Source organism: Lysinibacillus sp. NPDC097214 (genome assembly GCF_050277945.1).
Taxonomy (GTDB): domain Bacteria; phylum Bacillota; class Bacilli; order Bacillales_A; family Planococcaceae; genus Lysinibacillus; species Lysinibacillus xylanilyticus_B.
On sequence record NZ_JBNNSS010000005.1, the window covers coordinates 368,380 to 385,972 of the forward strand.

The window sequence follows — 17,593 nt, forward strand, 5'->3', positions numbered from 1 at the left end:
AAAAAACTGTAGCAAATAAATTTGCTACAGCCTGAATTGGTACATGCCCCTTTGATGGCGCAATATGATATATTTTATCATAAAATACTTTATTATAGTGAATTTAGATTTTTACAACATTTTAAAAATAATTATAAAACCAATTGACAAAAAATTTCAAAAACGGTATATTCAACTTATTCAACGTTGAATATAAAAAGGTGATTATTATGACAAGGCTATTAGTTCTTGCTATGTTGGGGCTAAAACCAATGACTGGCTATGATATTAAAGTAATGCTTGAATTAAGTGACGCTGAACGATGGGGTGGTGTGCTAATCGGCTCTATCTATAATGCTCTAAAAAAGCTTGAAAAAGATGGCTATATAGAGGTGGCTAGTATTGAATCCACGGGTCATAGACAAAAAGCAATTTACCAAATTACTGAAAAGGGCAGGGAGCATGAGCAAGAATTAATTATCGAGGCTCTTGAAAAATCCTCTGTAGTTTATCCTACAACTTTGTATTCTGGTGTATCCTTTGCATTTAAACTGCCAAATGCTAAAGCTGTGGAAGCATTAGAAAAGCAGAAGAAAATTTTGGAACAAGAAGAAAAGGCTATTCATGCTGGCTATGAGGCCAAATTGATTGCTTTGCAAGGAGAACTGCCAGCATTAACAAAACTAACATTTGATAATATGTTAGAAATTATAAAAGTACAATCAAAATTTGTATATCAAGCTATTGAAATTATGAAAAACAATAACTCTCTCGAATGAGGGAGTTAAAAAATAGCTGTATATTCAACGTTGAATATACAATGTTAACTTCTTTCGGCAGGCGTTTGGATATCTACACTTATGCCGAGGCATAAGTGATATGAGGGGGAAATATGAAAAAGTTAATTAGTGCTAGTCAATTAATGAAGAGTTATAAAACTAGGTGTGTCGTTGATCATATAGATGTTGATATTAAAGAGGGGGAGGTAGTAGCTTTAGTGGGCACAAATGGTGCTGGTAAAACAACAACTATTGGCATGCTTCTTGGCATTATTCCTCAAGACAGTGGAACAATTAAATACTGGACATCTGATTACCAAAAGGAAATAGGTACGCAGCTTCAAACAACACCTTTTTTCGAGGGCTATTCTGTAGAGGATAATGTGAAATTATTTGCTGCATTTTATGGAGTTTCGTTAACAAAAATGCTGATAGATGAAAAACTTGCAGCTTTTGATTTATTGCAGGTGAAAAAAATGCCTGCTATTAAACTGTCATTAGGACAGCAAAAGCGCCTGGCCATTATCGTGACAACTTTGCATAACCCTAAACTAGTAATTTTAGATGAACCATCTGCAGGATTGGATCCTAGAGGACAAAGAGAAATTCAACAAATCATTAAGCGTTTAAAAGATAGCGGGGTTGCTGTCTTATTTTCTTCCCACGATATGTTGGAGGTAATGAATGTAGCTGACAGAGTTTTGATCATGCATCATGGGAATATAGTTGCCAATGGCTCACCTGATAGTTTAATGGAGCACTACCAAACTCAAAATTTAGAAGAATTATTTTTTGAATTAACGAAGTGAGGAGTGAGAAAATGAAGGCAGTTTTCGTATTAAATTTGAAATCCAGTATAAAAGATATGTATTTACTATTTTGGTCAATATTAATGCCATTTGCTGCGATTATTGCGCTAAGGTTATTTTTACCGAGCTATGCAGAAAATTATGTAGAAGGAATCATTGCCATGAGTGTATTTTTTTATTCGTTTATGACCACTGCTTTTATAGCGTTATCGCAAAGAAAAAGAGGTGTTTATAATTTACTTCACGCTACACCTATGCCTTTATGGAAATATATCATTAGTATTTCGAGTTCGTGGGCAATTGTTGCCATTATCTTATCTTATATCGTGCTTTTATTTTCTATCGTTATCAATCATCTAGATTTTCCTTTTAATACCTTCTTATATATGACACCGATTATTCTAATAGCCTCATTAAGTTTTGTTTTTTTAAGCTTTTTTATATCAAGCCTCGTGAAAAACGAGGGACATTTAAGTATGTCTGCCAATGTACTGATGATCCCAATGTTACTTTGTAGCAATGCATTTTTTACAATGGAAAAGGCGCCAAACTTTATACGATATATTAGTCTGGTAAATCCATTTGAATGGTTTTTAAATGGGATTAAAGCTGCATTTATAAATAACTTTAGTACATGGGGACAATCTTTACTCCTTTTAATAGGATGCTTAGCATTGACACTTATTATTTCCTTAAAAACATTCAAGTATAGTGACAAATAATTGTTCAAAGTAAAGCAAAGGCTATTTTCGAAAAGATTGTTGCTATTCAACTAACGGTGCAGGCTAGTCGAATGAGAAGGGATTAAGGGATATTTATAAGAAATGTTGAAGTAGTATTGAAAATCGTTTATCAAAGAAGAATGAAGAATTTAACTAACTTAACAGGAATGTCTAGTTGATAAGGGGAAGCATATCAAAGTAAAGGGAGATTAGTGAAAGAAAATCACTTATTGGGGGAGAATTATTTGAAGATTGACCATTTAGTTGTAAATGTTGATAGTTTTGTACAAGAAGATGAAAATTTTATTAGGAAAGTTCACACTATTGGTCTTCCATATGAACCGAAATGGGGAAAGGGTACGAAAGGGTTTAAGGTATCGAACATATGGATTGGGAATGAATATTTTGAGTTGATTAAAATCAAATCAAAAGATGGTGGGGGCTGGATAGAAGGTTGGACTGAGGACTATCATAGTGGGCATAGGGGACTTATTGGTTTTGCATTAGAAGTAGATGATATTGAAGGAACATATCAGAAACTTATTAGTCAGAACATTCTAGCATCAACGCCGAAACCTTTAAAATTCAAATGGTTCTTTAAACTACTAAGTAAGGAAATGCCTTGGAAAAATTCATATTTACCTAAATTTGAAGGAATGCCTTTTCAATTTTTCTTACAACAACTTAATGATGAAAAAAGTAAAGCATTTATGCAAAAATATATGGTACCGAATAGTAAGGAAAAGAACATTAATGGAATATTAGAAGTAAAGATTTATGGCACATTGGCTGAACAAGACAAAATTATAATAAAAACACTTTTTCAAGATTATAAAATGAACGATAGTACAATCACTGTTTCTCTAGGAAGACAAATCATTTCTTTTGTAGAATCTAAAAAACATTCAGTTGAAGTAATATTGGACTGTGAGAATGAAGAAAAATCTACTAAACAAATTAAGATAGGAAACAACTTGATCATTAAAAATAATTGATTTCATAAAATTGTCTTCTTAAACTAACGGGGGCTGAGCTGAAGAAGATAACCAAACCAAAAGCAACGATCTATACGAAAAGAGCCAAAGCAAAAGAAAAATAATGACCAGAACTCGAAATGGAGTCTGGTCATTTTGTAATGTGTGCCATCATGCACAACAACTCGGTGGTTAAAGTCCACTACATGCTTTAAAGCTCAGGTTACTTCATTTCGTTTTTTGCTTGACAGGGGCCACTTTAATTATTCAGGGCTCTTTTTAAAATCAACTTTATCTTTCTGTATCAATTTATTTGTTATATTTCTGAAGGAATACCTTGAGCTTCTCGAAAGTAATTTGGGTATTTAAACTACCTGGTACTCCATCATAAACATGTTCAGCTTTCGGCAGATAATAGATCTCATGAGGAACATTATTCTTTGAGAGTTCCTTGCCTAATATTTTCGCTTGTTCTGTTGGGACAAGACTATCGCTTGTTCCTAAAAACATAATAGTAGGTGGTGTGTGTTCTCCAATATAATTGATCGGAGAAAGCTTTTGATAACGATCAGGAAATTGTGAAGGTGGGCCCCCTACATACTTATTCATCACATTTTGCACATAGCCTGGACTCGGGTTATTCTGATAAAATTTTGTCATATCTGACGGTCCATAAAAGTTAATCACAGTATTAATAGGTACTGATGGTACATTGGTGGACGGTGGTAAAGTTTTGTCTCCCATACTATAAGCAGCAAGCATAGATAAATTTCCACCTGCTGAATCACCCATTACATTTATTTTTTCAGGATCAATTTTGTAAGTATCCGCATGTTCTACTACCCATCCTATTACTGATTTCACATCAGCTACCTCATCTTTCCATCCTGCTTGGGGAGGCATGCGATATTCTATATCAAAAACAGTAAATCCTAATTCACTGAACCATTGATTCAAATAAGGGGCACCCCCTTTACTACCCTCAACCCATCCGCCTCCATGTACCTTTATCACCGCAGGGGTAAGTGTGTTTTTCAATTTTTCATTGGCGAGCCACATATCAAGTTTTAACTCAACGCCATCTGTAGTTTTTCCGTATACGATATCTTTTGTAAACTTTGATGATATTTCTGTTTTGTTAAAAAAGTGAGAGTAAAGTGAAACTTGAACATTTTCTTTTTTAGCATAGTTCTTCATTTCTATAATTGGCTCCACATTTAAAAATACATTTATTAACAAAAGTGGAATCAACATGAATTGAGCGATTTTAGCTTTCTTCCATAAAGTAAGTATTAATAGCATTATGATAAAAAATGTTAGAAATAATAAAAACCATGGAGTGTACAATGCGAGCGATCCTAGGAAACCAACTACACTGAGAATATTAGTTGTATGAAAAATGGCATATGTTATCAGGGCAGTAAGAAGTGTTAGAACTACAGAAAGACCTGTTAATAGCCACTGAAAAAAGCCTTTTGGGCACCATGAGGTTAATTGCTTTTGTTCCATATTTTAAAATTCCTCCATACTAAAGAATTTATTTTTTCTCCGACAGCACATGCTCTCCAAAAAATTTTATGAATCAAATACACTTGATATTAAAGTGCCTTTTACAATTCTCTCTCTCTATAATATATAGAATAAATTACAAAGAGAAAGGAGAGGTCTAAATTAAATCAATTTTAGTTATGAGTAATGTTACAACTAGTGGTTTGGTTGCACTATTTATTTTATCGCCACTAATTACATCTTGTGCATAGGAATAAAGGGATATAAAGGCTGAGAATAGAATAATTCACTAGAGACATTGGAGAGGGTGAGTGGATGAGTGAAACGTTAATGAGAATTGGAACGACTTATATTCCAGTTAGCAATGTAGAACTGTCATGTGAATGGTATGTAAATAAATTGGGCGCAGAACGCTGTTACCAGGATAGTGATAAGGCGATTCTTAATTTTGCCAATCAAAGTTTTTTTCTTGTTAGATCCATGAACAATCAAAGTTCAAATTTCATTGATTGCAATGGGGAAGAACATTTTTCGATAACCTTTGAGGTGGATGGATTAAGTGCTTTAGAGACTATTCGTAAAGTTTTTATCGATAAAGGGATTAAAGTTGGAGAAGTTGAAAATAGGGGTCATGCGGGAAGAAATTTTGTTTTCTTTGATGTAGACGGAAATAAATTTGATGTGTGGAGTGAGCTGAGCCCTATATTTAAAGAAGAATACAAGGCGGGAAAATATGAGTAAACCTATATTAAAGGGAGTAGAAGCAATATTTATTCCAATTAAGAACCCCGAATTATCTGCTAAATGGTATGAGGAGAAACTAGGATTTTCACTTCTATACTTAGAAGAGGGCGCTGCAGTAATGAAAATTGATGCAGAATCTCAAACTGTTGTTTGTTTAGTAAAAGCAAAAAATCATATTCCACTAAATTTCCCAGAGAATTATTTTGGCGTCGGGAAGTTCTTTAATTTTATAACGCATGACATTGAAGAAACATATCGATCATTAATCGAAAAGAATGTAAAAGTGAATGAAATAGATAGAGAAGGTGAGACGAAATTTCTTACCTTTTATGATCCAGACGGAAATCCACTAGGAGTTTGTCAATAAACTATTTAGAAACACTATTTCCTGAACAGTAAATTTATAAAGGGCCACTTATTATTATAAGTGACCCTTAGTAACAAAGCATCGGAGGTGTAAGACTAAACCATCTTACATTACTAAAATATGATACGATGTTATTCTTGCATAGTTAATTGCCTGAGAAATAGTTTAAAAATATTAGTACATTATTTTAAAGGCAGAAATGCTGCGGGATTTAATTGTTCAGATTCTATCACGATAGCTGTTAATCCTTTATCTGATTTTGTTTCATGCCATTCGTCCTTCTCCCAAAAAATTGCGTCACCAGGCTGGACTTGAAAATATTGCTCCTGTTCATTTCTTACAAATCCTTCTCCTTCAATAATTAAGAGAAGCTGGGGAACTACAGCTTGATGATAGCCAATAACACCGTTTTCTTCTACATACATACACCCGATACTAGCTGATGCTTCAGTGTTGATAATTCGAGACATAATAAAATTTGACTTAAATTGTGTTATATTTTTGCCGTTTTCTTTAGACAATTGATAAATTTCCATTAGACTCCTCCAAACTTCAATTATTTTTTCACAGCATGAATGTAGTGAATTGTTTCGAAGGCTGTTAAATAATCTTTTCGATTGTCAAAATAAAGCTCATTTAATGTATCTGGCGTTAGATGTTCATAAATAAGCAGGCCAGAGTTTTCTAACATTTTTTCTATTTCTTCATAAGTAAAGCATGATTTCATCGGTTCACCACTAGCTGCAGCCATTTTCACCATATTGTCTACTCGATTCGAAATACCTTTTTCTTCAAATAGTTTTTCATCTGCATAGTCCAACACTATAGAACTTCCTGATGGTACAGTGGCAAACAAATGATCAAGTAAGCTTGACGTTTCCTCTTTCGTTAAATAATAGGATACACCTAGTAGACTGAAGAAAGTTTTTTTATTGTCAAAGCCGTTATCTATTAAATTTTGATAGGCAAACTTTTTTGTGAAATCCATTGAAACGTAATGTACATTACTCGGAAGCTTTATATCAACTTCAGTCAATCTTTTCTTTTTAAATTCCTGTGTTGCAGGGTGATCAATTTCAAAGATTTCCAACGTGTTTTCAAGTTCAGAGTGTCTTAAGCTAAATGTATCTAAGCCTGCCCCAAGGATGACATATTGCTGTAAACCTAGCATTATTTCATTGAGTAAAACCTTTTCGCAATATGCTGCACGTGCCAAGGGCGTAGGGGAAAGTTGAGTTTGCACAATCCATTTTAATTGCTCTTCAGTTTGTCCTTTTAATTTTTCGGCGATTTCTTTGTTAAAAAACTGGATGCCCTGAACCATATTTGTTTGAATGTCATGGAACTCTTTTTGTGTGATTAACTCTTTTACTAGATAGTCATTGAAAATTTTAGGGGTATCAAATTGACTATGATAAGCTCTACCAAATGCTGAGATTAATGAAGTTAAACTGGATTCACCTTTATTCATGCAAATACACTCCTTCAAAAAAAAATAGGATTCCCCTGGCCAGGAGAATCCTATTTTACAAATAAATATCATAAAAGTAAATTATTGCATAAATATTTTTTTTTGTCAAGTTTTAGGTGCTAGGAAGCAACTGAATAAGAAAATCTTCTTAATCAAATTTTTGGATAAATATGTTGCCGTTTGGTTGAATTTCTGCATAAAAAACTTCTTCGATTGCTTTTACATTTGCCTTTTTTAATTCGTTATCTAGCCATTCTCTACTTTTTCCAACTTCTAGTAAATTCCTTGGCAATAGCTTCCCATCTGTAATGATTTCAATGGGGATAAAAGCCGGGGAGGAAGTAGCGATTTTTAAATCCAGCTTTTGTGGGCTTTGAAATTCAGGCTTTTTCAGAATACTAAGCATGCCATTTGGTTCTAGAATAGCATAGTCAATTTCAGTAATTGAAAAAACTTGATACTGTCTAATCATCATCGTAAGGTCATCAATATTAATTTTAGTGGTGGATAAAGCTTCTCTATCTATTTTCCCTTTTTTAATAACAATTGTCGGTTGTCCATCAAGTAACGTTCTTGCTTTTCCGGATTTTAGAGCGATATAACTAATTAAAGTTGTAAGCGCACACCAAACAATTAAGCTTACTAAAAATTTTGTGAATACAATTGTTTTTAATATCACCATATTGGCTGCAATAGAACCAATTGTAATACCAGTTACGTAGTTAAAGAAGGTTAAGTGACTTAGTTGTTTTTTACCTAAAAACCTCGTAAGTGTCAGAAGAACAAAAAAAGTAATAACCGTTTGAACAACTACTTGTATATAACCTGTGTACAAATTCCCCCACTCCCTATCTAATTCCTAGAATACCCAATGAATTTTTAAAAGATACTCCACTAATTCAACAGATTTGGATTCAAATTGAGAATGAGAAAAGGTCTTATTAGGTTTTATTCCTCGGATGACATTTGTTTAATACGTTTGCCCTGTATGTAACGGAGAATGAGCGACTCCGTGGGACAGATGAGACCTGCAGCGTTAGCGAAACGGAAATCAACTTTACATAATGATGATAACCACATTTTTGTTAATAATGGAAAATATAGTGGACGTTTTGGTATTATAAATATTAATTAGATTAGAAGGAGAGTGTTTATGGATTCTAGAATTCCTATTCAGGCTCAAACAGTTTTAAATGAATATTTAACTCTATTTCAAAATAAAATACCTAATATATTTGAAGGGTTCTATTTACATGGTTCAACTGCTCTTAACGCATACATAAACGGTTCTAGTGATATCGATTTTATTACAGTTGTAAACAGAACCTTAACAGAAGAAGATGTGAAAGTTATAGCCGATCTTCACAAAGAATTAAATCGAAAATATAAGGAAATAGGGATGGATGGCAGTTATATACTAGTTGAGGATGTTGGCAAGAAACAGAGTGAGGTAAAAGGATGTCTAAAGGTAAATGAAGGCAAAACATACTGGGGTATTGATGATATTAACCCAATCACTTGGTGGATTTTAAAAAATAGAGGGATTACCGTTTTAGGACCGGATGTAGCTACATATAACTTCAGTGTAGATGAAAGAGTGCTTGTTGATTATGTTTTACAAAACATGAACAGTTATTGGGCGAATAGATTGAAAACATTTAATAAATATAAAAATAAAGCATTTTTGATACCGAATAAATTAGTTGATGTAGAAGTAGAATGGTCTATTACTGGGATGTTAAGGCAATTTTACACATTAAAAGAAAAAGATATTGTTTCAAAAGTAGATGCTTGTCAATATGCAATACATCATTTACCGGAAGAATTCCACGATATTATTAACGAAGCTATCAGTATTCGAGAAGGTTCCAATATACGCTATTGTAATTCAAAAAGACAACGCATTGATGATACTGTTCAGTGTATGGAATATATACTTCATCATTGTAACAGTATCAAAAATTAGTGAAATGTAGCTCATGATCAAAGTTGGTGGATGACATTTGTTAAAACATATGTCATATATATAAGTTGATTGGAGGGGAGACTGACGCCCTCAGGAAAGCACGCGCACAGATGGAACAACCACACGTTTTGGTGATGAGCCTGAAATGTTCCATTGTATCAGCTGTTCCCTTTTTGGAATAAATGGTAAAATTAATTAGTCTTAAATGACAATTTCATTTAGGGGGTAGATACTATGAACAAAAATAATGTTAGCGTTTTAAACAAAAAGGGGAAACCATCTAACTACTAGTTTCCTCAAATTGAAGGGGGAAAATTATTTGAATCAAGCATTACTTATTATTGATGCTCAGCAAGAATTAATGGATGGCAATGAGAAAGAAAAAGCTGTTTTTAAGAAGGAGCAGCTTATTAGAAATATCAATTTAGTCATTAACAAAGCAAGGAAATCCAATGTACCAATTGTTTTTGTAAGGGATCTTGATGTTGCTGAAGGTAAAGGGGAAGGGTTCGAAATTCATCATGGCATTAGTATTCCTCAGGAAGTAAAGATTTTCGATAAAAAAGCAACGAATTGTTTCCATGGGACTGAACTGCTAAATCATTTACGATCTCAAGAAATTAAACATGTTGTTATGATGGGCTGTTCGACGCAGCACTGTATCGATAGTGCAGTAAGAACTGCGACTATTAGTGGTTTGGATGTCACGTTAGTTGGTGATGGGCATTCAACTGTTGACAGTGATGTTTTGAGTGCCGAACATATAATAAAGCATCATAATCATACACTTCATGGTCATTACAATGTCGATCACTTTTCTGTTGTTAGAGATTCAGAAGAAGACTTGTTTCAACCTACACATGATTCTTATAGATAAGAAATTTATTTAGGGCACTCATAATTGTTGGGTTCCTTTTTGAGTAATTACAACTTATTATTTTCCTAGTATGCTTCAATTTCCGATAATGTGGCTTTGCAAAAAAGTTTGACCATTTATAATAAAGATTGATAAAAATCATCTTACCTCTATAGATTTCTAAGAGGTGAGGTGATTTTTATTGTTGGGAATTTATGTTAATATCTCTATAAAGATTGTGAAGATAAAGGACCAGATTATTTGAACGAGAAAACTTAAGTGATTTTTAAATAAAGAGGTGGGTAAAATTAGTGAATTTTTAACAATAAATCAAAATAAGATTGAGATACTACAAAAAGGGCAAAATGGGACACCAATAATAATCCTTACAGGAATGGGTTGTTCATTCGATGAATGGTATGAAGTGACAGAGTCATTAAGTAAATCAAATAGAGTGATAATGTTTCATAGACCAGGGCTAGGCGCAAGTGAAATTAGTCATGAGGTCCGTAATACACAGACAGTCGTAAACGAAGTAAGTGAAATGATACGTTTGCTTAAATTATCTGAACCTGTAGTATTAGTTGGTCATTCTTATGGTGGGTTATGTGTACAACATTTTGTGAAAGAGTATCCTGAAAAGGTTGCTGGAATAGTATTAGTAGATTCAACTTCTGTTGATTTAAAGGTTTTAGATGACTTGAATTTACCTGTTTTAAATGAAGGATCGACAGATGAAATTTGGATGGAAAAATGTCGTGCTTACTCTCAAATGAAAAGGGAAGAATTACGTGGAATTATTAACCCTACTCTAACAGAAAAACAAAAGTTACTTCCAAATGATATTCAAAAACGCTTAATAAATTTTCAGATAAATCCTTCTTTGTACAAAGCAATGTATTCTGAAATTAGCAATTGGAAGAGGGACGGAGAGATTATTAAGAATTTGAAAGTATACCCCGATATACCTTTAATTGTTATAAGTCGAGATGAAGAATATACCATTAGGTTAGGCACAATGGAAGGTTTACCAGAGTGGGAGTTAAGGTTATTTGAAGAAAAATGGCAAGAACTTATGATGAACCAAGTTAATCTGACTTTAAAAAGTAAATTTCATATCGCGCAAGAAGCAAGTCATTCAATACATTTAGATAGACCCGACATAATAGTTCAATCAATTAACGAAATAAATTCCTTATTTAATTAATAGGTGCAAAAAAGGTACGGCATCATTGTCCGTTCTACAAAGTATTTAAATTTTGCTTTGGGTTTCCTGAAGCAGCGTAATTTCAATCAACTAAATTCAGATGAATGGGCATGGACTTTGCATACGAGCATTCCCCAACGTGCAAAGAAGTTACAAGATCTATCAACAATCGATGATAGTATCAAGTTTATCAAACAGACTGAGCAAATTTTAGTACAGTGAAAAGAGCGAAATGCTAGTAATACAAAGTAGAGGGATATTTTATGCCAAATGTTAATGCGAACAATATCACTATCCATTACGAAATTAGAGGTCAAGGAACGCCTATATTGTTTTTGCATGGGAGCGGAGCATCGTGGAAAATGTGGGAGCCTCAATTTGAAGCATTTTCTACACACTATCAAATGATTATGCCAGATTATAGAGGGCATGGTGATACAACAAAGGAATTCCCGAATAATAAATATGATCATCATATCATTGTGGAGGATATCAAATGTTTTTTGGATGTATTAGAAATTAGCAAAATTCATGTCGTCGGTGTCTCGCAAGGTGGTCAATTGGCTACTCTACTTGCAATAAAATACCCAACTTATATAGATAAGCTTGTAGTCTCTAATAGTTATAGTGAGATGCCCACAATCGCGGCTAGCTGGGTACTGTCGATATCAAATTTTATATTTAGTCTACTTCCTTACCACACAATTATAAATATCATGATGAAATTTTATAAAGAGGACCCTTATACGCAAAGGATCTTAAGAAAGTCTTTTTCGATTGATAAAAAGATGTTGCTGGCAATGAAAAAAGCACCATTTCCAACTCATACCGATCAATTGTATCGAATAAAGTCACCTACGCTTGTAATGGGCGGCGAAGGGAAAGTTATAACAGGCGTTGATGAAGGGAAAGGATCCCGAACTATTTTTAAACATATTCAAAATGCAAAACTAGCATTATTCGAAAATGCATTCGATCCATTAAGTACGATGCGCCGAGATATTTTTAATGAACTGATTATAGATTTTCTAGAGGATAAGACTTTACAGCAATACAAGGATGTAGCTATTTTTAGTAAATAAGAGTAAATAGAAAGGCGGGATAGTATGACCATATATATTGCATTACTTAGAGGAATTAATGTAGGCGGGCATAATAAAATCATCATGGCAGAATTAAGAAATTCACTGGAGCAATTAGGATTACAGAATGTGAAGACGTATATCCAAAGTGGAAACATCCTTTTTGAATCAGACGAAACCGAGGAGCTTTTGCAAACGAAAATACACGAAAAAATTAAAGAGGATTTTGGAGTATCTAGCGTTGTTATCATTAGGACAGCAGAGAAAATACAGCAGATTGTTAGTCAATCTCCTTTTTCAGATCAGGAGATTTCAGAAGCGGAAAGCTCGTGTAAAGGGGAATGTTTACATGTTGCCTTGTTGCCGACTGCTCCTTCAAAGGCTAATAGTGACAAGTTTTTATCTTTTGTAAATGAAAAAGAACTCAGTGTCATAAATGGAAGAGATGTGTATCTTTTATTTTATGATAGCATTCGAAATTCCAAACTAGGCAATAATCTAAAAAAGCTTGAGATTCCAGCAACTGTCCGCAATTGGAAAACGCTCATGAAACTTTCAAGTATGATCGAAGAAGCTAAACGTATGAAGAGTAAATAAAATTTATAAAAGCTCTTTATTAAGCATTCGTATATTAGGATTTACAAAAATGCATAAAAACAAAAAAGACTAGGTATTCAATTATTTTTTGAATTGACTCGAAAAGTACGAAACCAAACAACCTGAAAGAAAGTGGCGATGTTTAAGAAGTCGTCATTTGGAATTACTTTGGCTACATAGCATAAATCGAGAACTTCAGAATCTTTTAAGAATTATAGGGTAAACTAGTCATGTCATGGTTTACAAATGAACACGCATAAAGAAGGCTAGGTATTCACAAATTATTTATGAGCCTAGTTTTTTTGTTTAGATAAATGGAGCTTTATAAAAGTTTTATCGCTATATCCATTTAGAAGTAGTTTTCTATAAGGGTTTTAGTGAAAATAAAGATTATCTTGACAAATTATGATTTTTAATTAAAAATAAGTATGTTTAAAAATTTAAACATAGGGATGGTAATTATGGAAAATTTTAATTGCGATAACAAAGAACAAGTTTTAGAGAAGTTTAAATTATCAACCCCGATTTTTCAAGCACTTGGTGATGTTAATCGTCAACAAATCATCATGCTTTTACTCACACATGATAGCTTAAATGTAAATCAATTAACAGAAAGAATAGAGCTTTCTAGACCAGCTGTTTCCCATCATTTGAAAATTTTAAGACAAGCAGGTTTAATTACTTTTAACCGAAATGGGAATGAAAAATATTATTCATTGAGTTCTAATGAGTTTCTAAAACAAATCAAAGAGTTAATTCAATCTATTGAACAAAGCTATTGATTTGTTCTTTTTTACAATTAAAGTTCATATGTTTAAACTTTTAAACATATGAACCTATTGAAAATATTAGGAGGATTAAATAATGAAGGGTAAGAACAAAAATCAAACAAAAAACATTTATTTATTAATGCTGCTCGTTCCTTTGTTTTGGGGTGGAGCATTTGCGACAGCGAAACATGTCATTACAGAAGTTCCATCACTTGTTGCAGCTACGCTTCGTTTTGGCATAACAGGAATTATACTCGTTACAATTATAACAATTCAGAAAGAATGGCATTGGCAAGTAATCAGAAATCGATGGAAAGGTTTGTTATTTATTGGGTTTATCGGGATTTTCGGTTACAATGCTTTCTTTTTTACGGCATTGAAGTATACTTCTGCGACAAACGGTGCGTTAATTATAGCTGCAATGCCTGTATTCACTATGCTAGGGGCCGTCATGTTAGGTAAAGAAAAATGGAACAATAAAGCTGGAGCAGGTTTAACTTTATCGATGATTGGGGTAATTATAGTTATTGTAAAAGGGTCACTTTCTGCTTTGTTTTCTCTTTCTTTTAACTTAGGAGATTTGCTTTTTGTCGGGGCTCTTTTATGCGGAGTTATTTATGCATTAATGGGTGAATCCATGCTTAAAGGTATACCAGTGATGTTTTCAAATACGATTATGATGTTATCTGGTGCTGTTTTCCTAGCAATCAGTACAGTATTTGAAGGCGGTTGGGGTCAAGTAGTCAATATGTCGGTTCAAAGTTGGATTGAAATGTTTTATATGGTTGTATGTGGGACGTTGATTGGCTATGTTATTTTTAACAAGGGGGTAGAGAGCTTAGGAGGTAGTAAAGCGAGCTTGTATTTAAACTTGACGCCTATTGTCGCAACTTTACTTGCAGTTATTGCATATGGCAGCACAATTACATTGATACAAATCGTTGGGATGGTAATGGTGCTGGTAGGCGTTTATATTGCAACTTACAAACCAAACTAGAGTAATTCAGTACGAAGTCAGGTAAAAGCATAGAATACATAATTTCATTTTGAACGGAGTAAAGAAACTTAAAACTTCTGTATTAACAAAAAACTAGACTCCAGATAAGGTATTCAATTAATGTAAATTTTTCAATGACATAAGGTAAGATTTAAAGAATACCAGGTACTCATTAATTTGAGCCTGGTATTTTTTATTTAGATATTTTATCTCGCTTAAAACGAACCATATTGTTTTTCTGCTGTTTTCCAAAGTATTCATAACAATTAAACCAGCAAATCAAGAACAGAAATGCATACTAATTGTTAGCTTATTTTTTACAATTAATAAATTTGTAAGGAATGAGTAAGAAAAAAGAGATGATCGATTCGTAAAATTAAGTACATGTGAGGGGGTTACGGGTGTAAACACGTATGTGAAGAATGGTGAAATTCTATTGCATTTTTTGGATTATGAGTGTAGTAAGGGTATCATTTACGAACGAGAAATTCGAATTTGTTCCGCACTAACGGGCAACAGTTACTCTTCACGAAATATATGTCTTAAATAGAAGAACGGAGAGAGAATCCATGCTTAAACTGATGGAACTAGGATGGGAAAAATATCAATTATCTAAATATTTTATAAGAATTATCATTTGTATTATGGCGACTTCCTTTCCTGTTGATCTCGTGTCTTGGGGATTGAAAATTGGAACTGGACTAATGCCATTATTGGATATTCTTATGAAAACAACATTGACTATTATTTTAGTTATTATTTTATTACGTTTATTAATTTATAAATACAGGAATGGGTATGGTATACCAATATCTAATATACTTAGTGTTGTTTATATTATCATGCAATAACAAATTGAAGAGGAGTGATGATGTTATGCTACAGCTACTAAAACTGGAACTCAAGAAATTTAATTTAGGTTGGTATTTAAAAGGTGCAATTATCGCAAACATCGTTATAACAGCAATAGTGTGTTGCGTAATTTTTATTTCACAGAGAGAAGGGGATATACCCATTTCAACGTATCAAGATGTTTATGTAATGATTGGTGCAAGTGTGAGGGCAACATTTATTGTGTTCGCCTCTGTATTAATTGCGAAACTAGTTATTGAAGAATATAAAAACAGAACTATTTTGATCATGTTCACTTATCCTGTTAGTCGCAAGAAACTGATCGCTAGTAAATTGACCTTGATAGCTTTTATTACATTATTAACGATGATGTTGTCTAATATCGTAGTAGCTGGTCTATTCTCTATCATTAATGTTTATTTTCCTATCGTTCCATTCACAATAACTGCAAATCAGTACATAGGTGAAGTCATAAACATAGTTCCTTTTGCTATTGCCTCAACAGGAATAAGCTTAATTCCATTGTATTTTGGGATGCGTAATCATTCTGTTCCGGCCACGATTGGTTCATCTCTACTCGTGGTGGCTATTGCTTGTGCTTATAATCCTGCAGTCTCATTGGTGACCTTCATTCCACTTCAACTAGGGCTTGCGGCCGTTGGAGTAATAATTGCGTATTTAGGTATTCGTAATATTGAGAATGAGGATGCGATGTAACTACAGAAATATGCAATGAATTATGCTTACAATAAAAATGAGAGAGAGAAATAAGAAATGGGAATGTTTATAGGCATTATTGCAGGTGCCGTTTTAGGTGTAATTTTATTATTCTGTAGCCTGATATTAATTTGGATAAGCAAGAGAAAACAAGAAGAGAATCGCTATGCAATATGGATGATGGTTGCAGGTTTTCTAGCGTTAATTACATCTGGAGGAAATGCTTTAAAGTATTTCTTATAACTAAATGACATTGTGGATCGCGATATTTGTTAGAAAGGATTTTTGCAAGATTTTGTTGATAAGATAAAGTTATGTTTTTGTATAAAAAACCATAACTTTCTTTTATGTCGTGTATTTGTTAATGTAAAAGAAAGGAGGCGGAGTGATGAGAATTTTTGATGCACACTTTCACATTATTGATTTTGATTTTCCGATTACTGAAAATCAAGGATATGTACCACCTAGTTATGTTGTAGAAGATTACCAAAAAGAAACTGCGACTTATCATATTGTAGGTGGAGCAATTGTATCCGGTTCTTTTCAAGGTTTTGATCAAGCATATTTAGTGAATGCTTTAGAGAAAATGGGATCTGCATTTTGTGGTGTGACGCAGCTACCATTTTCGGTGACAGATGATGAGATTATGGATTTACATAAAAAAGGTGTACGTGCACTACGATTCAATGTGAAGCGTGGCGGCTCCGAAGATTTATCGAAACTCGATTACTTTGCGCGACGTGTTTATGATTTAGCTGGCTGGCATAGTGAATTATATATCGACGCAAAAAATTTGCCTGAAATTGCACCAACGATTGGAAATTTACCGGCGATTTCAATTGATCATTTAGGGTTATCCGAGGAAGGCTTACCGCATCTGTTGCGACTCGTAGAAAAAGGTGTACGAGTAAAGGCGACAGGTTTTGGCCGTGTAGAGCTCGATGTAGAACATGCGTTGAAATCTATTTACGCTGTCAATCCCGAAGCGTTAATGTTCGGTACAGACTTGCCGTCCACACGAGCAAAAAGACCATTTGCTTATGCAGATATTGAACTAATTCAAGAATTGTTTGATCCGAGTTCGGTGGAAAAAATTCTTTGTCAAAACGCGATGAATTTTTATTTTAAGTGAGTTTTTGAGTAGAAGTACTGTTTACATGCATTCTAATGAAATAATTAAAATAATTAATTGCCT

The 17,593-nt window shown here is 33.4% G+C and carries 21 protein-coding genes; 17 read left to right on the forward strand and 4 right to left on the reverse strand.

Translation table 11 applies throughout. From position 1 onward, the window contains the following. Window positions 1-209: 209 nt before the first annotated feature. From ACQKMI_RS14385 to ACQKMI_RS14400, 4 genes are all read left to right on the forward strand, one after another. Window positions 210-758, forward strand: coding sequence for a PadR family transcriptional regulator (locus ACQKMI_RS14385; protein WP_427489965.1), 549 nt, complete (start codon window positions 210-212; stop codon window positions 756-758). A gap of 113 nt (window positions 759-871) precedes the next feature. Further along, a complete protein-coding gene (locus ACQKMI_RS14390; protein ID WP_427489967.1) occupies window positions 872-1,567 on the forward strand; it encodes an ABC transporter ATP-binding protein in 696 nt (231 codons plus the stop codon). 11 nt (window positions 1,568-1,578) lie between these two features. Then, window positions 1,579-2,289: an ABC transporter permease gene (locus tag ACQKMI_RS14395; RefSeq protein ID WP_427489969.1), complete on the forward strand. Its 711-nt coding sequence runs from the start codon at window positions 1,579-1,581 to the stop codon at window positions 2,287-2,289. A gap of 245 nt (window positions 2,290-2,534) precedes the next feature. Continuing rightward, window positions 2,535-3,284 (forward strand): VOC family protein, encoded by a 750-nt coding sequence (locus ACQKMI_RS14400; protein WP_427489971.1) that lies wholly within the window; start codon window positions 2,535-2,537, stop codon window positions 3,282-3,284. 288 nt (window positions 3,285-3,572) lie between these two features. On the opposite strand, the gene ACQKMI_RS14405 is transcribed toward ACQKMI_RS14400, so the two are convergent. Then, the gene (locus ACQKMI_RS14405) at window positions 3,573-4,772 is read right to left on the reverse strand and encodes an alpha/beta hydrolase fold domain-containing protein (protein WP_427489973.1); all 1,200 of its coding nucleotides are present in this window, start codon (window positions 4,770-4,772) and stop codon (window positions 3,573-3,575) included. A 315-nt stretch (window positions 4,773-5,087) separates the two neighbouring features. Between ACQKMI_RS14405 and ACQKMI_RS14410 the strand changes: the two genes are divergently transcribed. Then, window positions 5,088-5,513: a VOC family protein gene (locus tag ACQKMI_RS14410; protein ID WP_427489975.1), complete on the forward strand. Its 426-nt coding sequence runs from the start codon at window positions 5,088-5,090 to the stop codon at window positions 5,511-5,513. After that, window positions 5,506-5,883: a VOC family protein gene (locus ACQKMI_RS14415; RefSeq protein WP_427489977.1), complete on the forward strand. Its 378-nt coding sequence runs from the start codon at window positions 5,506-5,508 to the stop codon at window positions 5,881-5,883. The genes ACQKMI_RS14410 and ACQKMI_RS14415 overlap by 8 nt, the downstream gene beginning before the upstream one ends. Before the next feature lie 182 nt (window positions 5,884-6,065). Here the strand turns inward: ACQKMI_RS14415 and ACQKMI_RS14420 are convergent, their stop codons facing one another. From ACQKMI_RS14420 to ACQKMI_RS14430, 3 genes are all read right to left on the reverse strand, one after another. After that, window positions 6,066-6,419 carry a cupin domain-containing protein gene (locus ACQKMI_RS14420; RefSeq protein ID WP_427489979.1) on the reverse strand — a complete coding sequence of 118 codons (354 nt, stop codon included), beginning with the start codon at window positions 6,417-6,419 and terminating at the stop codon, window positions 6,066-6,068. Between the two features lie 20 nt (window positions 6,420-6,439). Next, window positions 6,440-7,354, reverse strand: coding sequence for a class I SAM-dependent methyltransferase (locus tag ACQKMI_RS14425; protein ID WP_427489981.1), 915 nt, complete (start codon window positions 7,352-7,354; stop codon window positions 6,440-6,442). 148 nt (window positions 7,355-7,502) lie between these two features. Then, on the reverse strand, window positions 7,503-8,189 hold the full coding sequence (locus tag ACQKMI_RS14430) for a DUF421 domain-containing protein (RefSeq protein WP_427415510.1): 687 nt from the start codon (window positions 8,187-8,189) through the stop codon (window positions 7,503-7,505). A gap of 318 nt (window positions 8,190-8,507) precedes the next feature. On the opposite strand from ACQKMI_RS14430, the gene ACQKMI_RS14435 reads away from it, so the two are divergent. The 11 genes from ACQKMI_RS14435 to ACQKMI_RS14485 all read left to right on the forward strand — a co-directional run bounded on the left by ACQKMI_RS14435 (window position 8,508) and on the right by ACQKMI_RS14485 (window position 17,530). After that, on the forward strand, window positions 8,508-9,320 hold the full coding sequence (locus ACQKMI_RS14435; RefSeq protein WP_427489983.1) for an aminoglycoside adenylyltransferase domain-containing protein: 813 nt from the start codon (window positions 8,508-8,510) through the stop codon (window positions 9,318-9,320). A gap of 319 nt (window positions 9,321-9,639) precedes the next feature. After that, window positions 9,640-10,197, forward strand: a complete 558-nt coding sequence (locus ACQKMI_RS14440) for a cysteine hydrolase family protein (protein ID WP_427489985.1) — start codon at window positions 9,640-9,642, stop codon at window positions 10,195-10,197. 277 nt (window positions 10,198-10,474) lie between these two features. Continuing rightward, window positions 10,475-11,383: an alpha/beta fold hydrolase gene (locus ACQKMI_RS14445; RefSeq protein ID WP_427489987.1), complete on the forward strand. Its 909-nt coding sequence runs from the start codon at window positions 10,475-10,477 to the stop codon at window positions 11,381-11,383. Window positions 11,384-11,646: 263 nt separating this feature from the next. Continuing rightward, window positions 11,647-12,465 (forward strand): alpha/beta fold hydrolase, encoded by an 819-nt coding sequence (locus tag ACQKMI_RS14450; RefSeq protein ID WP_427489989.1) that lies wholly within the window; start codon window positions 11,647-11,649, stop codon window positions 12,463-12,465. 24 nt (window positions 12,466-12,489) lie between these two features. Continuing rightward, window positions 12,490-13,062, forward strand: a complete 573-nt coding sequence (locus ACQKMI_RS14455) for a DUF1697 domain-containing protein (protein WP_427489991.1) — start codon at window positions 12,490-12,492, stop codon at window positions 13,060-13,062. Window positions 13,063-13,523: 461 nt separating this feature from the next. Next, entirely contained in the window at window positions 13,524-13,844 is a 321-nt protein-coding gene (locus ACQKMI_RS14460) for an ArsR/SmtB family transcription factor (RefSeq protein ID WP_370048659.1), read from the forward strand. A gap of 82 nt (window positions 13,845-13,926) precedes the next feature. Beyond that, the gene (locus ACQKMI_RS14465) at window positions 13,927-14,829 is read left to right on the forward strand and encodes a DMT family transporter (RefSeq protein ID WP_427489993.1); all 903 of its coding nucleotides are present in this window, start codon (window positions 13,927-13,929) and stop codon (window positions 14,827-14,829) included. A gap of 569 nt (window positions 14,830-15,398) precedes the next feature. Next, entirely contained in the window at window positions 15,399-15,680 is a 282-nt protein-coding gene (locus tag ACQKMI_RS14470; protein ID WP_427489996.1) for a hypothetical protein, read from the forward strand. 25 nt (window positions 15,681-15,705) lie between these two features. After that, the gene (locus tag ACQKMI_RS14475) at window positions 15,706-16,398 is read left to right on the forward strand and encodes an ABC transporter permease (protein WP_427489998.1); all 693 of its coding nucleotides are present in this window, start codon (window positions 15,706-15,708) and stop codon (window positions 16,396-16,398) included. Between the two features lie 57 nt (window positions 16,399-16,455). Further along, entirely contained in the window at window positions 16,456-16,641 is a 186-nt protein-coding gene (locus ACQKMI_RS14480; protein ID WP_427489999.1) for a hypothetical protein, read from the forward strand. 145 nt (window positions 16,642-16,786) lie between these two features. Continuing rightward, on the forward strand, window positions 16,787-17,530 hold the full coding sequence (locus tag ACQKMI_RS14485; RefSeq protein ID WP_427490001.1) for an amidohydrolase family protein: 744 nt from the start codon (window positions 16,787-16,789) through the stop codon (window positions 17,528-17,530). Window positions 17,531-17,593: the final 63 nt, after the last annotated feature.

Coding starts and splice junctions, on each gene's coding strand:
- ACQKMI_RS14485 (WP_427490001.1), top strand. CDS start 16,787: ATGAGAATTTTTGATGCACACTTTCACATTATTGATTTTGATTTTCCG.
- ACQKMI_RS14460 (WP_370048659.1), top strand. CDS start 13,524: ATGGAAAATTTTAATTGCGATAACAAAGAACAAGTTTTAGAGAAGTTT.
- ACQKMI_RS14425 (WP_427489981.1), bottom strand. CDS start 7,354: ATGAATAAAGGTGAATCCAGTTTAACTTCATTAATCTCAGCATTTGGT.
- ACQKMI_RS14435 (WP_427489983.1), top strand. CDS start 8,508: ATGGATTCTAGAATTCCTATTCAGGCTCAAACAGTTTTAAATGAATAT.
- ACQKMI_RS14455 (WP_427489991.1), top strand. CDS start 12,490: ATGACCATATATATTGCATTACTTAGAGGAATTAATGTAGGCGGGCAT.
- ACQKMI_RS14480 (WP_427489999.1), top strand. CDS start 16,456: ATGGGAATGTTTATAGGCATTATTGCAGGTGCCGTTTTAGGTGTAATT.
- ACQKMI_RS14420 (WP_427489979.1), bottom strand. CDS start 6,419: ATGGAAATTTATCAATTGTCTAAAGAAAACGGCAAAAATATAACACAA.
- ACQKMI_RS14465 (WP_427489993.1), top strand. CDS start 13,927: ATGAAGGGTAAGAACAAAAATCAAACAAAAAACATTTATTTATTAATG.
- ACQKMI_RS14415 (WP_427489977.1), top strand. CDS start 5,506: ATGAGTAAACCTATATTAAAGGGAGTAGAAGCAATATTTATTCCAATT.
- ACQKMI_RS14450 (WP_427489989.1), top strand. CDS start 11,647: ATGCCAAATGTTAATGCGAACAATATCACTATCCATTACGAAATTAGA.
- ACQKMI_RS14475 (WP_427489998.1), top strand. CDS start 15,706: ATGCTACAGCTACTAAAACTGGAACTCAAGAAATTTAATTTAGGTTGG.
- ACQKMI_RS14405 (WP_427489973.1), bottom strand. CDS start 4,772: ATGGAACAAAAGCAATTAACCTCATGGTGCCCAAAAGGCTTTTTTCAG.
- ACQKMI_RS14395 (WP_427489969.1), top strand. CDS start 1,579: ATGAAGGCAGTTTTCGTATTAAATTTGAAATCCAGTATAAAAGATATG.
- ACQKMI_RS14410 (WP_427489975.1), top strand. CDS start 5,088: ATGAGTGAAACGTTAATGAGAATTGGAACGACTTATATTCCAGTTAGC.
- ACQKMI_RS14385 (WP_427489965.1), top strand. CDS start 210: ATGACAAGGCTATTAGTTCTTGCTATGTTGGGGCTAAAACCAATGACT.
- ACQKMI_RS14470 (WP_427489996.1), top strand. CDS start 15,399: ATGCTTAAACTGATGGAACTAGGATGGGAAAAATATCAATTATCTAAA.
- ACQKMI_RS14390 (WP_427489967.1), top strand. CDS start 872: ATGAAAAAGTTAATTAGTGCTAGTCAATTAATGAAGAGTTATAAAACT.